Source organism: Paenibacillus sp. FSL H8-0260 (assembly GCF_045040625.1).
In the GTDB taxonomy this organism is placed as follows: domain Bacteria; phylum Bacillota; class Bacilli; order Paenibacillales; family Paenibacillaceae; genus Paenibacillus_AQ; species Paenibacillus_AQ odorifer.
The window spans coordinates 2930872-2950513 of record NZ_CP150298.1 but is presented as its reverse complement, the minus strand read 5'-3'; the positions used below and the strand labels follow the sequence as shown (position 1 = coordinate 2950513).

Sequence of the window (19642 nt, the reverse complement as noted above, 5' to 3'; positions counted from 1 at the left end):
ATTCGATGATTATATCCAAAGCTCTAACCATTGCCGGCTCCGATAGCGGCGGTGGTGCTGGCATTCAGGCCGATCTAAAAACCTTTCAAGAGCTTTCTGTCTATGGCATGTCCGTCCTCACAGCTGTGACAGCGCAGAATACGCTGGGTGTCCAAGGGGTTTATCCAGTGACTCTGGAAGCTATAAATCAGCAGCTTGATTCTATAGGACTTGACCTGCAACCAGATGCCGTAAAGACCGGGATGTTATTTAACAGCGACATCATCCGCATTGTGGCAGATAAAATTAAGTATTACGGCTGGTCTAATCTTGTAATTGATCCTGTGATGGTCGCTAAAGGAGGGTCCACACTGCTGCTGCAGGTGGCGGTTCAATCCTTAATCAGCCATCTGCTGCCCTTAGCATTGGTGACGACACCCAATATTCCCGAAGCCGAAATGATCACAAAGATGACGATCTCCACCATAGAAGAACGCAAAAAAGCAGCCAAAATCATTCATGGCATGGGCTCCAAATATGTAGTGCTAAAAGGGGGACATGATACTTCAACCACAGCCGTAACCGATCTTCTATATGATGGTCACGAATATACCTTATTGGAGAGTAGCCGGATTCAGACCAGACATACGCATGGTACAGGCTGCACCTATTCAGCAGCAGTTACCGCCGAGCTAGCCAAAGGCAAATCCGTAGCTGAGGCCATTCAAACTGCCAAAGCATTTATACAAGCGGCGATTGAGGACGAGCTGGGCATAGGGGCTGGGCATGGACCAACCAATCATTTTGCTTATCAGAACAGACTGCGAGGGATAAACAATGCAACGAATGAACAGTGAACATCTGCGAGATCTATTAAAAGTCTATTTCATTATGGGCAGCGTAAATTGCCGTAAAGCTCCTGTTAAGGTGCTGCAGGCAGCGGTTGCTGGAGGCATAACCATGTTTCAATTCCGTGAGAAGGGTACCGGGTCCTTAAGCGATGAGGCACGACTTAATCTTGGCAGACGACTTCAAAAGATCTGTCATACCAATGGCGTGCCCTTTATCGTGAATGACGACATTGATTTAGCGATCGCACTTGATGCGGACGGAATTCATGTAGGACAGGAGGATACACCTGCATTGGCGATCCGCCAGCTACTTGGAGAGAATAAAATCATTGGTGTATCCGCTCACTCCTTCGCTGAAGCTCAGCAGGCGATTGCCGATGGAGCCGACTATCTGGGCGTGGGTCCCATTTATCCTACGTCATCCAAGGAGGATGCCAAAGCTGTTCAAGGCACTGCGATGATTGAAGAACTAAGAAATAAAGGCATTACCATCCCATTGGTTGGCATTGGGGGAATCACGCTGCAAAATGTTGCACCAGTATTAACAGCTGGTGCGGATGGGATTTCTGTTATCTCAGCGATTGCCGGAGCTGAAGATATTACCACAACTGCCAGAGGCTTTGTTGACAAAGTCAGTTTAAGCGGGACATAAGCTCATACAGCTCTTCACTGCTTAAATGCCGCCATTGTCCCAGCTCCAAGCCGTCTAATGTAATATTCATAATTCTTATGCGCTCCAGCTTTAGTACTCTATATCCTAACTCCTTGCACATTCTGCGTATTTGCAGATTAAGACCTTGAGTTAGGATAATTCTAAACTGACATTCTGTGATCCGATAGACCTCACAAGGTTTCGTTGTGACTCCAAGAATGTTCACGCCGCTAGACATCTCTTGTAAGAATTCTGACGTAACCGGTTTGTCTACATGAACTACATATTCTTTTTCATGCCCATTCTCGGAACGCATCATTTTATTTACAATCTCTCCATCGTTGGTTAACAAAATGAGGCCTTCCGAGTTTTTGTCTAATCTGCCAATCGCAAAGATCCGTGAAGGATACCCTACAAAATCAATAATGTTCCCAGCCACATGTGGGGCTGCTGTACAGGTAATGCCTATCGGCTTATTCAAAGCGAGATACACTGGCTCCCCTTTACTGCTTGTTATCGGCTCCCCATCGATCCATACGATATCCTCTGGCTCTATAAGAATGTTCGCCTCACAGACAATACCGTTTACAGCGATTCGACCTGCTGCAATTAATCGTTTGGTTTCCCTTCTGGAACAAAAGCCTGTTTCGCTTATATATTTATCGATTCTCACTGCTGATCCTACTTTCATTCTATATACTTACCTTACCTCTAGTCATAAAAAAACACCTGATTTTAACGATCAAAATCAGATGTTAACCTTCAGGAATAACCCAGTTTAAGGGAGCTATTTGGTGCTTCCGCTTTTTTTCACGTTACTGCCCTTGCTTCCACTTGCACCTTTAGCACCTGGACCCGTCGTTGGATCACTTTTAGCAGGTTTAACTGGTTTTGCTGTTTTGTTCCAGCGTGTCCAGCCTTTACTCCCCGTACCTCTGCCTGTGCCGCCACCTTTACTTTTTGCACCCATCATATCACTCCGTCAGTCATTCAGAATTCGTATAGTTTATACACTTTACCTATCTTACCACACTCTCAACCTTTCTGTTTAAGTAATAACAAATGCTTCATCTAACTAGCCACTGTTTAGAATTTAGCATCTTTATTCATTTCATGAATATCAAAGGTATCCTGATGTATTTCGATGGCGATGACGGTGTCCTTTTTTTCAAAAAATTGCACATGTCCTAACCGCTTGTCCTCCAGCTCTATCCATCCAGCATCGTTTAATTTATTAAAGTAGTGGTCAGGTCGATAAAGACCTTGTTCTCCCCCTATATTATCCAATTCGTACTTTACACCTATTTTTATATTGGGGTTACTTGAAGTTGTTGTCACTTCGATTTCTTTGGCTTTTTTAGGAATAGGAATTTCAGCATTAATGGAACATACTCCATACTCTTGTACCTCTTGAGTTGATGATGTACATCCAGTTACAAAGATTGATAATGACAACAAAATAAAAGTAAATAAGTACTTCTTCAATTAAATTCCTCCTTCTCAGGTGATAACTTATTTTACCAAATCAATCCATTAAAAAACACCCCACCAAAGACTAAGCTTTGATGAGGTGTCTATTCACATCAGCTTTGCAGCTCATGCATGGACTTATTTCGGTTGAATATAACCTTCTGCTTTCAGAAGCTCTGCGATCAACACAGCACCGCCAGCTGCTCCGCGCAGGGTGTTATGGGAGAGACCTACGAATTTGTAATCATAGAGGGCATCTTCCCGGAGTCTGCCCGTCGATACGCCCATTCCGTTCTCGATATCACGATCCAGCTTAGTCTGTGGACGATTGTCCTCTTCAAAATAGGTAATGAACTGTTTAGGTGCGCTAGGTAGTTCAAGCTCCTGAGAACGTCCTTTAAAGCTCTTCCAGAGATTCAGAATCTCTTCTTTGGACGGTTTCTTTTCAAAAGAAACAAATACAGCAGCCATATGTCCATCCGCTACAGGCACACGGATACACTGCGAAGTAATCGTTGGCGCTTCACTCTTTACGATACCCTCTTCTTCAACGCTTCCCCAGATCCGCAAAGGCTCTTGCTCGCTTTTCTCTTCTTCGCCACCGATATAAGGAATCACGTTGTCCAGCATTTCTGGCCAATCAGCAAAAGTCTTTCCTGCACCAGAAATCGCTTGGTAGGTGGTGACCACCACTTTAGAAGGATTAAAGTCTTTGAGCGCATGAAGTGCAGGCACATAACTTTGAATGGAGCAGTTAGGTTTAACCGCAATGAAACCTGTCTCTGTTCCCAGACGTTTTCTTTGCTGTGCAATAACCTCAAGATGCTCCGGATTAATCTCAGGAATGACCATAGGCACATCAGGCGTCCAGCGATGCGCTGAGTTATTGGAGATTACTGGCGTTCCGGTGCGAGCATAAGCCTCTTCGAGCGCTTTAATCTCATCTTTTTTCATGTCTACAGCACAAAAAATCAAATCCACGTCCGCAGCAACTTCTTCTACCTTAGAAGCATCTTGGACCATAATATTCTTTACGTTCTCAGGCATTGGAGTAGATAACTTCCATCTGCCCTTGGCCGATTCTTCATACGTTTTTCCAGCAGATCTAGCACTGGCAGCAATCGCAGTTACTTCAAACCAAGGATGATTCTCTAGAAGGGCAATAAAACGTTGTCCTACCATACCTGTGCCGCCAACTATGCCGGCTCTTAGCTTTCTTGACATCAGAAAATACACTTCCTTTTGATTAACTGTCCTATTGTGGATAATAGGCCGATAATTAATGATATACGGCGCGGGAACATTTGGCGAGTGTTAACATCAAAATAACATTAAAAATTTTATTTTTAGCGGATTATATTGAATTTCACTAATGCTAATAAAAGAAATAGCTGCACTCAGTACAATTATAAGTCTATTTTCTGCTTAGACAACTCTTTAACTGCATTCTCTACAACTATTTCCCCGAAAAATAATGGAAATGCCCTCTAAGTAAACTTTTAGATGTAAGAAATGCAACTAAATCGCATCTGCAGAGCATTTTATAGCATATAGTTGTAGGAAATACATCTATTTGCGATTGGAGAGTATAAATCAGGAATCTGCGATCAGCAATCAGCGATCAGCGATCAGCGATTAGCGATTAGCGATTAGCGATCAGCGTTCAGCGTTCAGCGTTCAGCTATTCGCATTTACAAGCTGCTTCAACCAACTAATCGTTTCTTTCCCCCGCTCACTTAAACCAACCTTTTTCCTTAAATCGAGTGATTGCCTCGATGCGGTTACCTACATCCAGCTTATCTAGTATAACTGAGATGTAATTCCGGACTGTTCCCGTGGTAATGTACAACTGGCTGGCGATCTCTTTTGTATTTTTACCGTCGGCAATGAGTCCAAGTACTTCCTTCTCCCGTTGAGTCAGAGGATTTACTTCACCGCTGTAGGCTTCATCCATTAGCTCCGGTGCATACATGCGTCGGCCTGCCATCACATTACGTATCGAAAGTGCCAGTTCTTCGCTAGGACTGTCTTTCAGCAGATAAGCATGAACTCCCGCCTTGAGCGCACGTTCGAAATATCCCGCACGGGCAAAGGTGGTTAATATCATCGTTTTGCAGCCGCTATTCTTCAGCGCTTCCGCAGCGTCGAGACCACTCATCGCTGGCATCTCAATATCCATAATACAGATATCCGGCTTATGCTGCTGAACCATCGCTACAGCTTCTTCCCCGTTGCTTGCCCGGCCCACGACCTTCATATCCTCTTCTAAATCCAGCAAAGATGCCAGCGCTCCAAGGAGCATTCGCTGATCCTCAGCGATTACAATCTTAATCATTATACGGTTACCTCCTGTTCCGGATGCTTAAATGCATTTGGGACCTTAATCACTATCGTAGTACCCTCATCTCGCACGATATCCATACAGCCATTTACAAATTCAAGACGTTCCCGCATACCTTGCAGCCCATGTCCTTTAAAATAAAGATCATTGCCCGGGATGCCAGTTCCATCATCTTTCACTTTAATGATGAGATCTGTGCGTGTGGGTTCAATGATAATTGCGCAAGATTGTGCATTACTATGCTTCACAACATTTGTGACAGCTTCCTTAATACACATGCTGAGCACATTCTCCGTAATCAATGAAGTGTTAGACAGTTTAGGATTGCCTTGCAAAACATAGTCGATCTCCGCAGCCGCAAGAAGCTGCTGAATATGAACGAGTTCGTCCTCAAGCCGAATGCCGCGCATTCGCGTAATCATCTCCCGGACCTCTTTCAGCGCACTTCTTGCCGTCTGGCGTACATCATTGATCTCGGCTTTTGCTTGCGTCGGATTACTGTCGATAAGCTTTCCTGCCAAATCACTTTTCAGACCAATTAACGAAAGCTTCTGACCTAATGTATCGTGAAGATCACGTGAAATCCGCTGGCGTTCCTCGAGCTTAACCAATTCTGAAATACGCTTATTAGCATCCTCCAATTGGTCTTGCAGCTTCCCTTGATTATTCCGGTTATAGGTACTGATTGGCAGCAGGATCACTGCAATCATACTGACAAGCACAAAGGGAAGCTGGCTGATAAATACGGGATTACGCGACAGCAGCTCATAATTGATCGTAATAATCGTAGTCAGCAAATGAATGGAGTACAGGGTGAAGAACCCTACTCGGTTCTGGATATTCCCAATAAAAAAGGCTAAAAAAAGCGCAAAATACATATATCCGAACAACAACGTCATCGTTATAGAGACCAGTATCTGCACGCTCGTCCAAAAATAAACTAACCAACCCTTGGAGACAAAAGAAAGCACATAACAAACAAAAAACACAGCGATCATCAAGATTCCCGAAACTACCTGGTAGGGAGAAGAGGACCGAAAGATGAAATAAAACGGTAGAATATAAAATACGACCCATACATAAGGGCTAAGACCTGTACTTTTATGAAAAATATGATGCCACTTCTGCATGTTCGCTCTCCTTTTGCCATATGCCACTCACCTTATTCTAGCATAAATCCGGTAAAATCCGGTGAACCACAACGATAAAGAGAAAAAAGATTAGAGCGCGAATGAGTTCTCCGGCTCTAACCTTCCATTTTGCTGCTATTTGATTACAATGTAGCTATTATTCTCCCTGGAGTCTGGGCTTATGAACTTGCAGGACCTCGCCTGCAGTTTTCGGTTTATTTAATATGGACTTCATCTCTTTGAAGCTAATGAATCGTTTATTTTCCTCATCCCAAAGACGGAAATTAAGGGCCTTCAGGCTGGTACCAATCGTAATTGTTGTTGCTTTTTGTAGCGGTGGCGTCGCGTTATGCGCTTTTTCCAAATTATAGTTTGGCACCTTTGGACTTAAATGATGCACATGGTGGAAGCCGATGTTGCCCGTAATCCATTGCAGCACCTTCGGCAGCTTATAATATGAGCTACCTTCAACCGCGGCCATCACATAACTCCATTCAGATTCATTCTCGAAATAAGAGTCTTCAAACTGATGTTGGACGTAGAACAACCATATGCCGAGAAACCCTGATACAAATGCTACAGGCAGCTGCACCATAAGAAATGCCTGCCAGCCAATCGCCCATATCAGTAAGGCATAAAGCGCTGCGATTGAAATATTCGTCAAATAGGTATTCATCCGCTCTTTGCGTCTAGCACCTTTAACATTGAAACGATACTGAATCATAAATACAGCAATCGGTCCAAGACCAAACATCACGATGGGATTGCGGTAAATCCGGTAATATAGACGTTTCCAGAAGGAAGCCGCTGCGTATTCCTCGACCGTCATAATCCAAATATCGCCGATCCCTCTTTTATCGAGATTACTGGAGCTGGCGTGGTGAATGGAATGACTATGTTTCCACTGCCGATAAGGAACCAGTGTCAGTACACCTGTGATCGTTCCGATAATATCATTCGCTTTACGATTCTTAAAAAACGATCCATGTGTGCAATCATGAAAAATAATAAAAGTTCGAATTACAAATCCTGCTGCAGGAATAGCTAACAGAAGGGTGAGCCAATAGGAAACGGATAAAGAGAAATAAGCTCCGCCCCATAACAGCACAAGTGGTCCTAAAGTATTGATGAGCTGTCTTATACTTGCGTTGCGGTCATTTTTCTCGTAAGGGGCTACACTCTTTTTAAGGCTGGAGAGCTGTGATGTCTGTTTTGTAGTCATCTATATCGTTTCCTCCTTGATGTGTCCGGCTAAGGATCTTTTCATCTACTCTAAGTATAGGTGATGAAGTGTCATCCTATAAGTCATAAACATCAAGTAGAGAGTATGACAAATGTCATACTCTCCTTCTCATTTAAATTACGTTAGCATTGCAGCCAACATCCATCTTCCTTCACTTCGTATTGACCTTTGATCTCACCAATTCCATTAAGGATTAACGAATCTTTATTAAAAGTTGGAGGTTCATCTAGTACGAGGTGCAGTTTATTAATATTTCGAAGGTCAGCTGTATAGTAGCTAATCACTGGCTTTTCCAGAAAATACTCCGCATCATTGATTTGGATTCGTAAATTATTCTTATGAATGCATTTCTCATCTCCACCAATAATACCCATAGGATTAAAACTCGTAGATTTTATATCTCCTTCAATATACAGGTGGTACCCATCAAGGCTGATAAAATCAATGAATTCCTTCTCCCTGATTGTTTTGACCGATTGCATAATATCTTCCGTTTCTTTGCTGATGGATATCTCCTCGAAGGGAATGATGACTTGATCCACAAATTGCTTAAAAAACGCATATAAACTTAACTCCGACTTCATAAACTCTTCTTTCCAATCGGAGCGAAGCTCATCCAGCAGCAAACATATAAACAGACCAGAACCGTAGCAGCTTCTTCTGATATTAGCCGAAGATTCAAGTTCATCTATTAAATACGAACTGAATTTTTGCAATACTTCCTCATTAGGTAGGGTGGATTTTTCGGCATAGGCATTTAATTCAACATACCAAGCGGGTCCTTCCAGCGTTTCGATAAGATATTCATTTAGCACGTACTCCCCAAGCAGTTGTTCTCTTTGTTGACGGATGGCAATAAATCTGTACATTGCGTGATTACGCTCTTCAATAGTAGCTGCCATTACACTAAGATATAAATGATGTCTTTCTTGAATCCGCAATTCCATATTTTCGAGGGATAAAGGGTAGGTAATCATCAATAATTCATCTGCATAACGTTCATCTCCCATCAGGAATTGATAACCGTGAAATAATTCGTGTACACAAATGGCGTACAAGTCTTCGAATTCTTCATGTAATTCCAGATTAACGATGGCTGTAGGGTGATCCTCATATAAGATGATGGTATCTCCTGAGAATTCATTACTCCAAGGAAGCAAATGTGGATGATATCCTACCGTTTTGAATTTGGGATGATTGTACAGATACACGTTATCCTTATTATAAAATGCGAATGAAACAGCCTCGAACCCTTTCCAATATTTCTGCAGCTTGTGGTTCGTTAAACACTTAACAATCATCTCCAAATGAAATTCCATCCCTTACCTCCTCGTTAATGGCTCTGCTTAGTATGCTCTTCTCGGTATTCTGTTGGTGTTTGACCACTAGCCTTTTTAAAAACCTGTGTAAAATAACGCGGGTCCTGATAACCGACAAGAGGAGCTATCTGATACACTTTTACGTTGCTGCTCTGCAAAATATACTTTGCCCTCTCCATCCGGCAGTGTGTAACATACTCCAAAAAGGTATATCCCGTTATTTGCTTATATAAAGTGCAGAAATGACTGATGCTGAGATCAGCCAGCTCCGCTACTTCCTCAATACTTAAATCTTTATGGTAATTACTCTCAATATAACGTTTCGCTTTCTCGATGGCGCTACGCGTATCCTCGCGGTTCACAGGCTTGTTCCCTTGCTCCAATCGCACACCAAACTCTTCTTTCAGAGCAGAGATCACTTCATTTAAAGTGCCGAGATTTTGCATCTTGCTAAGTAATCCATGCAAGGACCAATCTGAATTTATATTCAAATACTCATAATTTCTATACAAAACAACAATCAGTTCAACAAGAAGACGTTCAGCCATATCCTTAGGAACAGCTTGTGACTCAATAAATAAAGCAAGCTTATCAAATAAAGACCACATCCGGTCTCTATTTAAGGTACGTATACTTTCTATCAGCGCGGTTTCCAGCTCTTTTGGGTATTTCACCTCTTTACTGCTTGGGAACGATATCTCTTCATCAATAAAGACCCCGGCAAGACCCGAATAGAACCGTTGATATAAGGCCTTCGCGGCCAGAGGGTAAACCGTACTTAATTGATCAATGCCTTGTGTGGTGCGGCTGATGCCTACGGAACAAGACTGCTTGGAGTATCTCTTGATTCCCGCTATCAAATGTTCACCAAGTTCTCTCCTGCTGGCGCTTAAAGATCCAGGGAACAGTAGTATCCACTCTCCATTATGAAACGGGAAAACCGTCAGCACGCCATGCTCCAGTGACCATTCTTCCACAATATTGCGGATTGCAAACAGCCATAGCCGTTTTTCTTCTACACTCCATTGACTGCTCAGTGTGGTGTAGTCATCTAACTGGACAACAGCCATGAAATATCCGCTCTCCAGTTCACTGTTCTCCAGCCATTTCAGATGCTCAAGCGGCCTTGCATTTCCCAAAGTGATTTCTGCAAACAGACGTTCACGTGCAAGCAGTGACAGCATCTGGACAGAATGAATCAGCTGATCATTTTGCTTCTGTTCATCCAGCTTGGTTCTGGCGCGGTTTAGCATTTCAACCAGTTCATCATGATCGATCGGCTTCAATAAATAATCAAAAGCACCTTGACGTAATGCTTCTCTTGCATATTCGAACTCTCCGTACCCGCTTATAAAAATAAACACCAGCTTCGGGTTTTTAGACAATACTTCCTTCATCAACGTAATCCCGTCAATTACGGGCATGCGAATATCACTAATCACGATATGTGGTGAAGTGTCTTCTATCAAGCGGAGAGCTAATTCTCCATTCCGGGCCTCTCCCACAATCTCCATCTGAAGATCATTCCATGGAATGGCTGCTTTTAAGCTACGAAGAATAATCGGCTCATCATCCACGATTATTACTTTATATTTCTCTTGTAACTCATCCATTCCCTGCACCTCCAGGATCATTGTACACTTGAGCTTTGGATCAAATTCCAATATTGAATGGAGGATGCCTGCACTTGCTTTAACGCTTGCTCAGCAGACATTTCTCCGTTAATCATCTGTTCTATAACACTCAGGAACGTTTTTTTCACTTCTGGTGACAATACATTATCATAAGGGACAAAGCTCTTGCGGTTAACTTCCATCATATTCATAACTTGCGCGAATACGGGTCCTGTCTTCTCAGGATCAAAGGCGATGCGCATGGACGGAATTCTCAACCCTTCATATACAATCCGAGTCTGAACCTCCTGGGTGTAAAAAGCTTTCATGAGATCGAGTGCAGCCTCCCGCTTCGCTCCGCTTAGTTCGGAGGAAAGACCGATGCCAAATGTATAACCGCCGGCAATCGAAGGTTGTTCCCCCTTCTTCAATGTGGGAAACGGAATAACACCTACCTCATTTTGAAAATCCGTAGGAGCTGCTGTTCCGGCAAATAAATTGATATCCCAGTTTCCGTTCAGATACATCGCAGCCTTGCCGCTCGTAAATAGTCCCACCGCATTTTCTGTGGATAACGCATTCGATTTCGTACTGAAGGCACCTTCTTTGATCCATTGCTCCAAGTGCTGAAAAGCCTTTAAATACGCCTCATTCTGAAAGCTGTCTTGATCTTCACCAGTGATCAGCTTCTCGATCAAGTCGGCGCCGGCATAACGATCCATTAAATAATGTGCAAAAATTCCTGCGGGCCAACGATCCTCGTTGCCAAGTGCAAATGGAATATATCCTGCCGACTTCAGCTTTAGTATGGCAGCATCAAGCTCTTGCAGCGTTTCTGGCGGCTTCAAACCGAGCTTTTCGAATATGGTTTTATTAAAATATAAAGGTTCAGCATTCCCTTCAATGGGCAAGCCATAAATATGGTTGTCAAAGGTCCAGAGATCCAGATCCTTGAATTGATTGGTTAGCGTATTCTCCCGGACGAAATCCGTCAGATCAATCAGACGCTTAGAGCGCACATAGGGCTCAATTTCCGCTCCACCGAACAAAACAAACATATCTGGCGGGGTGCCAGTAACCATCTCGTTCTTCAGCTTTTGATCACGGTGCAACGTCTGATCCACACCTTCAAAGTTAACTTTCACATTTGGATGCTCTAACTGGTATTTGTCCACGATATCTTCATAAATAGTCAACAGTGGCCGATCATGCTCTTTAATCCAGAAATGACGGAAAGTTAATGTGATTTTCTCTGGTGAATCATCTTCAATGGGTTCTTGCTTTCCTAAAGTTATAAATAAAACCGCACCCGAAATCAGCACTAGATATAACCACATCCAGCCCCATTTCAATAACCATTTTTTGATAACATTCTCCCCCTTTCTTTTCGTATGGTCGATTACGGCAGTATTTTTGGTATTCGGATTCGGATGGTTGAACCAAAGCCGGGGGATGAACACACTAGTATGCCGTATGGACTGCCGAATCGAATATTCAAGCGTTCATGCACATTTTTAAGCCCCACGCCGCTATCACTGTATTTCTTCTGAGCACTTCCCTCGTTATCCCAAAGACTCATCATCTTGGCAAGGTCAAAGCCGGGTCCGTTATCTTTTACGATAATGATCATATCCATGCCCATTTCATAGGCCGTAATCTCAATGATCCCTGCGTCCTCCATCTGCTCAATCGCATGATACAGCGCATTCTCAACAATCGGCTGAACGATCAGCTTTTGTGTCATGAACGTCCTAAGACCATCCGAAAGATCTATAACATAAGAGAATTTATCTTCAAAACGAAACTTCTGGATATCCAAATAATGACGCACATGCTCGAACTCCATATGCAGCGGAATCAGCTCCTGATTCTGACTGATGCTGATTCGCAGCAGCTTGCCGAGTGAGATGACCATTTTGCTAATATCTTTATTGCCTTGCAGCACTGCCATCGAATTAATCGATTCGAGTGAATTATAAATAAAATGAGGGTTAATCTGCGCCATTAGCGCTTGCATTTCTGCTTCCTTCTTACGTCCCTGCTCAGTCTCCACCTGCACAAGCAGCTCATTGATCTGCGTGCTCATCCGATTAAAGCCATCAATCAGCAAATCACTTTCATCATCAGCACGATAGGGTGTAGTGATCGGCGTAAATATCCCCTGCTTCACCCGCTTCATCCCGTTAACCGCACTATTAATACTATGAACGAGCCTCCGTACGAAATAGCGGTCGAACAAAATGGCGGATAACAGCGAAACTGTACTTAAAATAATCGCAATATTCCGGATGGATACAGATTCTGACGAGATGAGATTCATAGGTGTAATGGCTACTAAATACCAGGCTGCATTATGAGAAGGTAGGAAGGTTATGAGTGATTTTTCCCCCTGATAGTTGTCGATGTAATAGTCATGTTCCTTAGCATAATCATTTTGTAAAAAGGGGAAATCTGTGCGTTGTCCAATATGTTCACCGGATTTATTAAAAACGATATTTCCTAGCTTGTTGACCAGCAAAATATCCCCCTTCTTGAGGGTTGCTGCTTCCCAGAAAATCTGATCCAATAAATCAGGTTTTACATTAACAACCAGATATCCGATATCTTCGAGAGAATATGAATCTTTGATTACTCTTGCTTGTACAAGTACCGGATTGCCGGAGATCTCCGAGCCATTTTCTCCCGGTCCTGACCACACAGGCCGCCCTTCGGCGCCTTCCATCGCGTCAAACCAGCTTTGTCTCTTCAAGTCCTCAAAAGACATCGATGCATTGTATTGATAAATTAAACGATCTTTACTATAAAAACTAAATGAAGTAATCATTGGATGATCAATGAGATAACTGCTAAGCTCCTGCTTTCGATCATAAGTGATTACAAAGTTCTTCTGCTTCAGTGATTGCTGAACAACCGGCTGCGTAATTTTTGAATTCGTGATCGAGGTGATTTCACTAAGCGCGAATTTAAGCTTTCGATCCGTTTCAAGCAGTGAAATCCAGTAGAAGTTGCTTGATTTTTTCTCCATTGCATTAGAAAAATTAACGTAAGTGACGATCCCCATCAGAATAACCGGAATAAAGACGAGAAGAATAATAGCGAACAAGATTTTACGGCGGAGTTTCATGATATTCCCCTTCCCCTGCTGTCTCTGTCCTCTAGTATTCTTCACAAAACCGCCTATTCCCTGTAAAGATCAAAAAGTAAGATCAGCTCTTAATAGCTCCTGAAGTAAGTCCAGCAATCACCCAGCGGCTAAATAACAGGAATACAATCAGCAGTGGCAAGGTTGCCGTAAATGTTGCTGACATGATCATTCCGTAGTCTAGACCATCGCGATTGGAGAACAGCTGCTGGAGCGCAATTTGAATTGTGAAATGCTCTTGATTCTTCAGTACCACTAAAGGCCAGAAGAAGTCATTCCAAACGGTCATAAAATTCAGTATACCTAGTGTAGCCATAGCTGGAGTAATGACCGGAATAGCGATGTTCCAGAAGATCCGGAAATGTCCGCCGCCATCGATCCGACCTGCTTCAATCAATTCCGTATGTACAGCTGTAGTGATATACTGCCGCATCCAGAAGATCCCGAAGGCATTAACCATCGCCGGAACAATAAGTGCCTTGAAAGAGTCTATCCAGTGGAGCTTGGCCATAATTACGTAAGTAGGTAATACACCAAGCTGCTGTGGCACAAATAATGTAGCAATTACAAAGTAGAACAGAAAATTTTTAAACGGAAATTCATATTTGGCAAAGGCATAACCTGCCAGTGTACAGAAAAACACGACTGATATTGTAACCATAGATGAGACAAATAAAGAGTTGCCCAAGGCTTGAAAGAAGTCTGTTTTGTCCAGTACCCGCTGGAAATTCTCAAAAAACTGGTCTCCAACCGTAAGCAAAGGTGGCACATGGAATACTGTGCCTCTGTCATTAGTGCCAACTACAAACATCCAATAAAAAGGAAAGATGGACACGAGCGCACCAACAATCAGCAGCAGATAAAATCCTAACTTGCCGATGATCCCTAGATCATCCGGATCTTTTTTAAATACACGCAGCGTACTCACGCTTTACCCCCTCCCGTATCTCCACCCATGCGATTTGAGACCAGCATATTGAGGACAGAGAAAATAATCGTGACCAGGAACAGCAAGACTGCCGTAGCTGCTGCCGTACCAAAAAATCCGTTGCGGAATGCTTCGCTATACAAATAAGTAACCATAGTGATTCCTTCCTGACGTGTAGATCCAGTTCCCGCTTGGCCCAAAAATACATAAGGCTCAGTGAACAGCTGCAAGGCACCTATAGTTGAAAGCAAGGTAACAAATACAATGAATGGCTTCAATAGCGGTAACGTTATAAAGGTTAGCTGTTGTCTTCTGTTCGCACCGTCAATACGTGCCGCTTCATATAGATCCGTAGGGATACTTTGCAAGCCTGATAGAAAAATAATGGCATTATATCCCGTCCAGCGCCACATTACCATCGTAGAAATGGCGATTTTAACGCCCCACCAGCCAGAGTTGAAGGCCATACTATCCAGTCCCAGGCCGTTTAGTATCCAGTTGATCATTCCGTTGTTGCCAAACAGTGTACTGAACACGAGCGTAACCGCAACGATAGACGTAATATTAGGCATAAAAAATAAAACCCGGAACGTCTTCTTAAAGCGAGTCATCGCCGAATTCAACAAAACAGCAATCAATAGAGCTAGTAATATCTGTGGAACAGTACCCATAAGCCCCATAATTAACGTGTTGCTAAAAGAAATCCAAAAGGTCGGATCACTTGTGACCAGATCATAGTTTTTCCACCCTACAAATTTCATAGGATTCAGGGCATCCCATTTAAAGAACGAGAGATAGATCGTGAAAAAGATCGGATATAGTCCAAATATCGAGAACAGAATAAAAAAGGGCGAAATAAACGTGTAAGCAGTGATGCGGCTCCTTCTTTGTTCAGTTAAAAAGCGGCGCTTGCTCTCGGCATGCGGACTTGAAATAACAGGTTGTGCCATGTCACACCTCCAGGTAATCTAACGTGTAAATCCGAATTCACAGAGAATGTTTCACTCTATGAATCCGGACCTTCTAGAAATTGAATTTCATAAGCTTGAAATCTTAGCTGCGTTCAGCCAATGTTTTCGCTTGTTTTACTGCTTCGTTCCATTCTTTGGTCGGATCTGCTTTTTTCTCCAACACATTTTTCAAGGCGTTTTTGAAGAAAGTATCGGTTTGGTCATGAAGCGGACCGTAGTATACAGGTTTTACCCGGTTTGCTGCTTTACCGAATTCTACAGCGGTTTGTTGTCCACCGAAGAAATCATCTTTGAAATCTACGAATGCAGGATCTTCATACAGGGCAGGAATGGAAGGCATAAGGCCTTTGGTTTTGAAAGATTCCAGTTGGTTTTCCTTGTTATCCATCCATGCGATAAAGTCATAAGCTTCTTTCGAGTGTTTGCCTTCTTTTGGCAGCGTCAGGAACGAGCCACCCCAGTTACCAGCACCTTCAGGGAGCTGAGCAATTTTCCATTTGCCAGAGGAGTCTGGAGCATTACTCTTAACATTTCCCGCCATCCAAGCTGGTCCCATAACTACTGCAAATGAACCGTCGTTCATGCCTTGACCCCATTCAGGAGACCAGAGCATAACATTGCTGATCCAGCCTTCTTGAATACCTTTAACCGTGAAATCATAAGCTTTTTTGACTTGCGGATTGGTATCTCCGATAAAGCTGCCATCAGCTTTGCTGAAATAGATTTCATCAGCAGATTGGTCACGCAAAGCATTAAAGGTAAGATCCGTAAGGTCTACAAATGGTTTGCCTGTTTTATCTTTAAAAGCTTTGGCAACAGCTGCGAACTTATCCCAAGTATCAATAGCAGCGCCGAATCCTTCTGAATCACTTGGCAGCCCAGCTTCTTCAGCCAAATCTGTGCGGTAATATACAACCGTTGGACCGATATCTGTTGGAAGACCTAGCTGGAAGCTGCCATCTACGGAAGAAGCTTGTTTCCATTTCCAATCCAGATAGTTGGCTTGAATATCTTTGGCACCCAGATCATTCAGGTTATAGAACTTGTCCTGAGCGTTGATGAAACGTTCCATGAAACCGATTTCAAGTTGGAAAATATCAGGCGCACCCGATCCAGCCGACAAAGCAGTGGTCAAATTATTATGGTGAGCGGTTTGGTCACCGGTATTTTGCACTTTGATCGTAATGTTTGGATGTTCCTTAGTGTACTCCTTCGCTAAATCCTCGTAGTTCACGTTGCCCAGTGTCCAGAAAGAAAGTTCGATTTTCTCAGCCGGTTCTGTTCCCTCATCCTTAGTAGGTTCACTTGTGCTTGCTGCGTTGTTACCTGCATTTTTGTTTGATGTGTTGTTGTTCTCGGCGTTGTTGCCTCCGCATGCTGCCAGTGAACCTACGAGCATGATAGCGACTAACGATAGCGCCAAGTGTTTTACTTTATTCATTCCCCTGTACCCCTTTCAAAGGTTTCTCTTACAAGAATTAGTGTACAGGGTTTAAATTCTTTTTTTGAGGAGGTAAACTTCCGATTTATGGTGGAAATAATTACGAAACCATTCATATCTATGTTATGTCTAAGGAGGGAGTATAAAATTTCGTCCAAATATGTTCCTCACAGAATACGTGTACTTCATCTTAAATTGGATTTCTTGTGCTTCCGCAGGTATACTATTTTTATTTCTTACTTCATTACATGATCAAAGGAGTTATTTCCCATGCCCATTAACCGCCCGCTGCTAAGCGACAGCGATTTCCAAGAAGCCGTTGACCGCAAATTACCTGTTCGTGTATTTCAGGACGATCATTTAGTAAATTCAGGAGCAACCGTTGTCCGCTTCACTGATTTCGATGTTGTTATTCAATCTAGAGTTAGTGATCTGACTTACTACTCACGCAAGAGCTGCGAATTTTTTGAGGTTAGACCCTAAAGAAAGCCGGAATGCAATGATCTCTAGGATCATCGCGTTCCGGCTTTCTTTAACAGACATAGGGTATAGCTTTCATCTTTAATTTTTGTTGTAGGTGCTGTACGCTTTCATTTTCTCATTCAGAACTTCCTGGAAACTCATTCTCTTCTTGTCTGCTTTTCCTTGCTTGGGATTGACCACGGGCTGAGGTCTAAAAAACTGATGATTGTAAGCCATAAGATTATGTACGATCACATTCATTGGATTTCAACCTCCTTCCGTGATGTTACTGAAATTTGCATTTCTGCTTGGTTACTTACGGCTTATTTACCCAGCTTCGCCAAAGTTTAAACAGTTTTATCAGATTCATATTAAAAAATGAAAAAGTGCACCCTTTACAATATGCTAAATACATCTTTGTAAATCACGTATGTCTTTCCAGAAATAAGTTTAATCTCCTCATTAATAATCAATTCCTTAATTTCAATATCATTTAAAAGACGATATTCCAATTCTCTTTCTGTATAACATTTCGTTATTGCTATTAATTGATCTGTTATTTTAGATGGATGTATAGTTAACTGTGTTATTCCAGGTTTTAAATTCTTTAACAATTCAGTTAATCTCATTTTCATTTTGCTATATTCCGCAGCAGGGCAAAAACAGTAAGGAAGAGAAATTATATCATCGATTAATAAAATCCCCCTTTCTTTTGCTGAAGAAATTCTTTTTTGAAACAATTTCAACTGATCATTATTAAAAAAGGGTTGTTCTAATATCCTAATAGGTAAATTAAAGGGCAGGCGGTACTTTTCACACAAATCAAATATTATTTCTATAAAATCTCGCCCAGTGTATAACCCCATGATACTCCCCCCATGACTATCCAGATGAGTTGGATCAATGTCTTGTACGATTGCACTTTGGATTTGCGATTCTAACTCTAATCTAATCTCGTCATCAGCAGCGTTTCTTTCCAGAAGAGTGGCATCTTGATGAAAATACCCTTCCCCCGTAATTAAGCTACTCAAGATTTTTTCTTTGAATACTGGTTGATACGGATATTTCTCGCCACTCGTTAGCGTTAGATGAATTCCAATATTCTTTATTCCTTTCCAATTAATTATCTTTATAGCGTCATTTGAGTCTGGGCAAGGCATCATAATAGATGTGGATGTTATAGCTTTTCCTTCAAATAAGTTAACAATAGCTTCATTAGTTCCTTTAGTTATTCCGAAATCGTCAGCATTAATTATTAACAGACGGTCGTCAGCCGCAAAGCCTAATTTTCGAATCATAAGCCTTCCCCCTATTACTAAATGATTTTACAAAAAGAAAAAAAATAAGAACGTAGACACCGTGAAGTGTTTGCGTCCTTATTTTGAATAGCGTGCTAAACCAAAACCAATTATTCGCACCTTAGAGCAGTGGAAACCTTGAATCTAGCGCTGAGACGGGAACCTTGCTTTCCCCTTCTCATCATTATTAGGATCCACTCGCCCTCTCATCAGTTCAAGCAGATATTCGGGTTCTGAGTTCATATGCAGCATTTGAAGTGCAGTTTTTGGTGCAAAACCTTCAGCCACACTATGGGAGATCAGGGCTTGCAGTGGATTAAAATAACCTCGAACATTCAGCAGCCCTATAGGCTTCTGATGAATACCAATCTGCATCCAGCACAGAATTTCAAATAGCTCATCGAAGGTTCCAAGACCTCCCGGCAAAGCAATAAAAGCATCCGCCATACCGCTCATTACCGCCTTACGTTCATGCATACTAGAGACCTCAATCAGATTCGTCAATCCGGAGTGTCTGATTTCATCTTGAAAAAGATCCACTGGCATAATTCCTACAGCTTCGCCACCATTAGCGAGTACCCCGTCCGCAACCTGTCCCATAAGGCCATTCCGCGAACCTCCATAGACCAACCTACAGCCTTGTGCCGCTATATGATAACCTAATTCCCTAGCCATTTCCGTATATTCAGAGTTAAGACCTGGATTCGATCCGGCAAACACACATATTGTAAAAGCCATTCCTATCACTCCAGACTGGTTATTATGGTGAAATTGAGATTAATTCACTTATTGTACCTCAGAA

General features: G+C 42.4%; 20 protein-coding genes. 3 read left to right on the top strand and 17 right to left on the bottom strand.

All coding sequences use genetic code 11. The features are described 5' to 3' along the window. The first annotated feature begins 5 nt into the window (after positions 1 to 5). Both thiD and thiE read left to right on the top strand, forming a co-directional pair. A complete protein-coding gene (thiD, locus tag MHI51_RS13010; RefSeq protein ID WP_341002245.1) occupies positions 6 to 836 on the top strand; it encodes a bifunctional hydroxymethylpyrimidine kinase/phosphomethylpyrimidine kinase in 831 nt (276 codons plus the stop codon). Next, the gene (thiE, locus tag MHI51_RS13005; RefSeq protein WP_341002244.1) at positions 817 to 1482 is read left to right on the top strand and encodes a thiamine phosphate synthase; all 666 of its coding nucleotides are present in this window, start codon (positions 817 to 819) and stop codon (positions 1480 to 1482) included. The genes thiD and thiE overlap by 20 nt, the downstream gene beginning before the upstream one ends. Here thiE and MHI51_RS13000 read toward each other — a convergent pair. The 14 genes from MHI51_RS13000 to MHI51_RS12935 all read right to left on the bottom strand — a co-directional run bounded on the left by MHI51_RS13000 (position 1463) and on the right by MHI51_RS12935 (position 17080). After that, entirely contained in the window at positions 1463 to 2155 is a 693-nt protein-coding gene (locus tag MHI51_RS13000) for a pseudouridine synthase (RefSeq protein ID WP_076218199.1), read from the bottom strand. The genes thiE and MHI51_RS13000 overlap by 20 nt on opposite strands. A 114-nt stretch (positions 2156 to 2269) precedes the next feature. Beyond that, complete coding sequence (locus MHI51_RS12995; RefSeq protein ID WP_076218200.1) at positions 2270 to 2452, bottom strand: DUF3934 family protein; 183 nt, start codon at positions 2450 to 2452, stop codon at positions 2270 to 2272. 116 nt (positions 2453 to 2568) lie between these two features. Further along, the gene (locus tag MHI51_RS12990) at positions 2569 to 2967 is read right to left on the bottom strand and encodes a hypothetical protein (RefSeq protein WP_076275837.1); all 399 of its coding nucleotides are present in this window, start codon (positions 2965 to 2967) and stop codon (positions 2569 to 2571) included. A gap of 123 nt (positions 2968 to 3090) precedes the next feature. Then, entirely contained in the window at positions 3091 to 4176 is a 1086-nt protein-coding gene (asd, locus tag MHI51_RS12985; protein ID WP_405173933.1) for an aspartate-semialdehyde dehydrogenase, read from the bottom strand. Positions 4177 to 4684: 508 nt separating this feature from the next. Further along, complete coding sequence (locus MHI51_RS12980) at positions 4685 to 5287, bottom strand: response regulator transcription factor (protein WP_036686291.1); 603 nt, start codon at positions 5285 to 5287, stop codon at positions 4685 to 4687. Then, positions 5287 to 6423: a sensor histidine kinase gene (locus MHI51_RS12975; protein WP_076125940.1), complete on the bottom strand. Its 1137-nt coding sequence runs from the start codon at positions 6421 to 6423 to the stop codon at positions 5287 to 5289. Before MHI51_RS12975 ends, MHI51_RS12980 begins: the two co-directional genes overlap by 1 nt. A 157-nt stretch (positions 6424 to 6580) precedes the next feature. Then, positions 6581 to 7645, bottom strand: coding sequence for a fatty acid desaturase (locus tag MHI51_RS12970; RefSeq protein WP_076189903.1), 1065 nt, complete (start codon positions 7643 to 7645; stop codon positions 6581 to 6583). A 143-nt stretch (positions 7646 to 7788) separates the two neighbouring features. After that, positions 7789 to 8985, bottom strand: a complete 1197-nt coding sequence (locus MHI51_RS12965; RefSeq protein WP_405173932.1) for a hypothetical protein — start codon at positions 8983 to 8985, stop codon at positions 7789 to 7791. Between the two features lie 14 nt (positions 8986 to 8999). Next, on the bottom strand, positions 9000 to 10598 hold the full coding sequence (locus tag MHI51_RS12960) for a response regulator (protein WP_405173931.1): 1599 nt from the start codon (positions 10596 to 10598) through the stop codon (positions 9000 to 9002). Positions 10599 to 10615: 17 nt separating this feature from the next. Beyond that, entirely contained in the window at positions 10616 to 11935 is a 1320-nt protein-coding gene (locus MHI51_RS12955) for an ABC transporter substrate-binding protein (RefSeq protein ID WP_405173930.1), read from the bottom strand. Between the two features lie 62 nt (positions 11936 to 11997). Then, complete coding sequence (locus MHI51_RS12950) at positions 11998 to 13722, bottom strand: sensor histidine kinase (RefSeq protein WP_405173929.1); 1725 nt, start codon at positions 13720 to 13722, stop codon at positions 11998 to 12000. Positions 13723 to 13804: 82 nt separating this feature from the next. After that, complete coding sequence (locus MHI51_RS12945; RefSeq protein WP_405173928.1) at positions 13805 to 14668, bottom strand: carbohydrate ABC transporter permease; 864 nt, start codon at positions 14666 to 14668, stop codon at positions 13805 to 13807. Then, positions 14665 to 15618, bottom strand: a complete 954-nt coding sequence (locus tag MHI51_RS12940) for a carbohydrate ABC transporter permease (protein ID WP_036686279.1) — start codon at positions 15616 to 15618, stop codon at positions 14665 to 14667. Before MHI51_RS12940 ends, MHI51_RS12945 begins: the two co-directional genes overlap by 4 nt. Positions 15619 to 15721: 103 nt before the next feature. Then, on the bottom strand, positions 15722 to 17080 hold the full coding sequence (locus tag MHI51_RS12935; RefSeq protein ID WP_076125933.1) for an ABC transporter substrate-binding protein: 1359 nt from the start codon (positions 17078 to 17080) through the stop codon (positions 15722 to 15724). Between the two features lie 270 nt (positions 17081 to 17350). Here MHI51_RS12935 and MHI51_RS12930 point away from each other — a divergent pair, with 270 nt between their 5' ends. Further along, positions 17351 to 17563: a hypothetical protein gene (locus MHI51_RS12930; RefSeq protein WP_076125931.1), complete on the top strand. Its 213-nt coding sequence runs from the start codon at positions 17351 to 17353 to the stop codon at positions 17561 to 17563. A gap of 78 nt (positions 17564 to 17641) precedes the next feature. On the opposite strand, the gene MHI51_RS12925 is transcribed toward MHI51_RS12930, so the two are convergent. The 3 genes from MHI51_RS12925 to MHI51_RS12915 form a co-directional block, all read right to left on the bottom strand. Next, the gene (locus tag MHI51_RS12925) at positions 17642 to 17803 is read right to left on the bottom strand and encodes a hypothetical protein (protein WP_172628809.1); all 162 of its coding nucleotides are present in this window, start codon (positions 17801 to 17803) and stop codon (positions 17642 to 17644) included. A 134-nt stretch (positions 17804 to 17937) separates the two neighbouring features. After that, entirely contained in the window at positions 17938 to 18840 is a 903-nt protein-coding gene (locus MHI51_RS12920) for a polysaccharide deacetylase family protein (protein ID WP_405173927.1), read from the bottom strand. Between the two features lie 144 nt (positions 18841 to 18984). Continuing rightward, a complete protein-coding gene (locus MHI51_RS12915) occupies positions 18985 to 19578 on the bottom strand; it encodes a TIGR00730 family Rossman fold protein (protein ID WP_405173926.1) in 594 nt (197 codons plus the stop codon). Positions 19579 to 19642: the final 64 nt, after the last annotated feature.

What these genes read in the sequence shown, in the direction of transcription:
- thiD (WP_341002245.1), top strand. Translation starts at nt 6, where the DNA reads ATGATTATATCCAAAGCTCTAACCATTGCCGGCTCCGATAGCGGCGGT.
- thiE (WP_341002244.1), top strand. Translation starts at nt 817, where the DNA reads ATGCAACGAATGAACAGTGAACATCTGCGAGATCTATTAAAAGTCTAT.
- MHI51_RS12995 (WP_076218200.1), bottom strand. Translation starts at nt 2,452, where the DNA reads ATGGGTGCAAAAAGTAAAGGTGGCGGCACAGGCAGAGGTACGGGGAGT.
- asd (WP_405173933.1), bottom strand. Translation starts at nt 4,176, where the DNA reads ATGTCAAGAAAGCTAAGAGCCGGCATAGTTGGCGGCACAGGTATGGTA.
- MHI51_RS12980 (WP_036686291.1), bottom strand. Translation starts at nt 5,287, where the DNA reads ATGATTAAGATTGTAATCGCTGAGGATCAGCGAATGCTCCTTGGAGCG.
- MHI51_RS12975 (WP_076125940.1), bottom strand. Translation starts at nt 6,423, where the DNA reads ATGCAGAAGTGGCATCATATTTTTCATAAAAGTACAGGTCTTAGCCCT.
- MHI51_RS12970 (WP_076189903.1), bottom strand. Translation starts at nt 7,645, where the DNA reads ATGACTACAAAACAGACATCACAGCTCTCCAGCCTTAAAAAGAGTGTA.
- MHI51_RS12965 (WP_405173932.1), bottom strand. Translation starts at nt 8,985, where the DNA reads ATGGAATTTCATTTGGAGATGATTGTTAAGTGTTTAACGAACCACAAG.
- MHI51_RS12960 (WP_405173931.1), bottom strand. Translation starts at nt 10,598, where the DNA reads ATGGATGAGTTACAAGAGAAATATAAAGTAATAATCGTGGATGATGAG.
- MHI51_RS12955 (WP_405173930.1), bottom strand. Translation starts at nt 11,935, where the DNA reads ATGTGGTTATATCTAGTGCTGATTTCGGGTGCGGTTTTATTTATAACT.
- MHI51_RS12950 (WP_405173929.1), bottom strand. Translation starts at nt 13,722, where the DNA reads ATGAAACTCCGCCGTAAAATCTTGTTCGCTATTATTCTTCTCGTCTTT.
- MHI51_RS12940 (WP_036686279.1), bottom strand. Translation starts at nt 15,618, where the DNA reads ATGGCACAACCTGTTATTTCAAGTCCGCATGCCGAGAGCAAGCGCCGC.
- MHI51_RS12935 (WP_076125933.1), bottom strand. Translation starts at nt 17,080, where the DNA reads ATGAATAAAGTAAAACACTTGGCGCTATCGTTAGTCGCTATCATGCTC.
- MHI51_RS12930 (WP_076125931.1), top strand. Translation starts at nt 17,351, where the DNA reads ATGCCCATTAACCGCCCGCTGCTAAGCGACAGCGATTTCCAAGAAGCC.
- MHI51_RS12925 (WP_172628809.1), bottom strand. Translation starts at nt 17,803, where the DNA reads ATGAATGTGATCGTACATAATCTTATGGCTTACAATCATCAGTTTTTT.
- MHI51_RS12920 (WP_405173927.1), bottom strand. Translation starts at nt 18,840, where the DNA reads ATGATTCGAAAATTAGGCTTTGCGGCTGACGACCGTCTGTTAATAATT.
- MHI51_RS12915 (WP_405173926.1), bottom strand. Translation starts at nt 19,578, where the DNA reads ATGGCTTTTACAATATGTGTGTTTGCCGGATCGAATCCAGGTCTTAAC.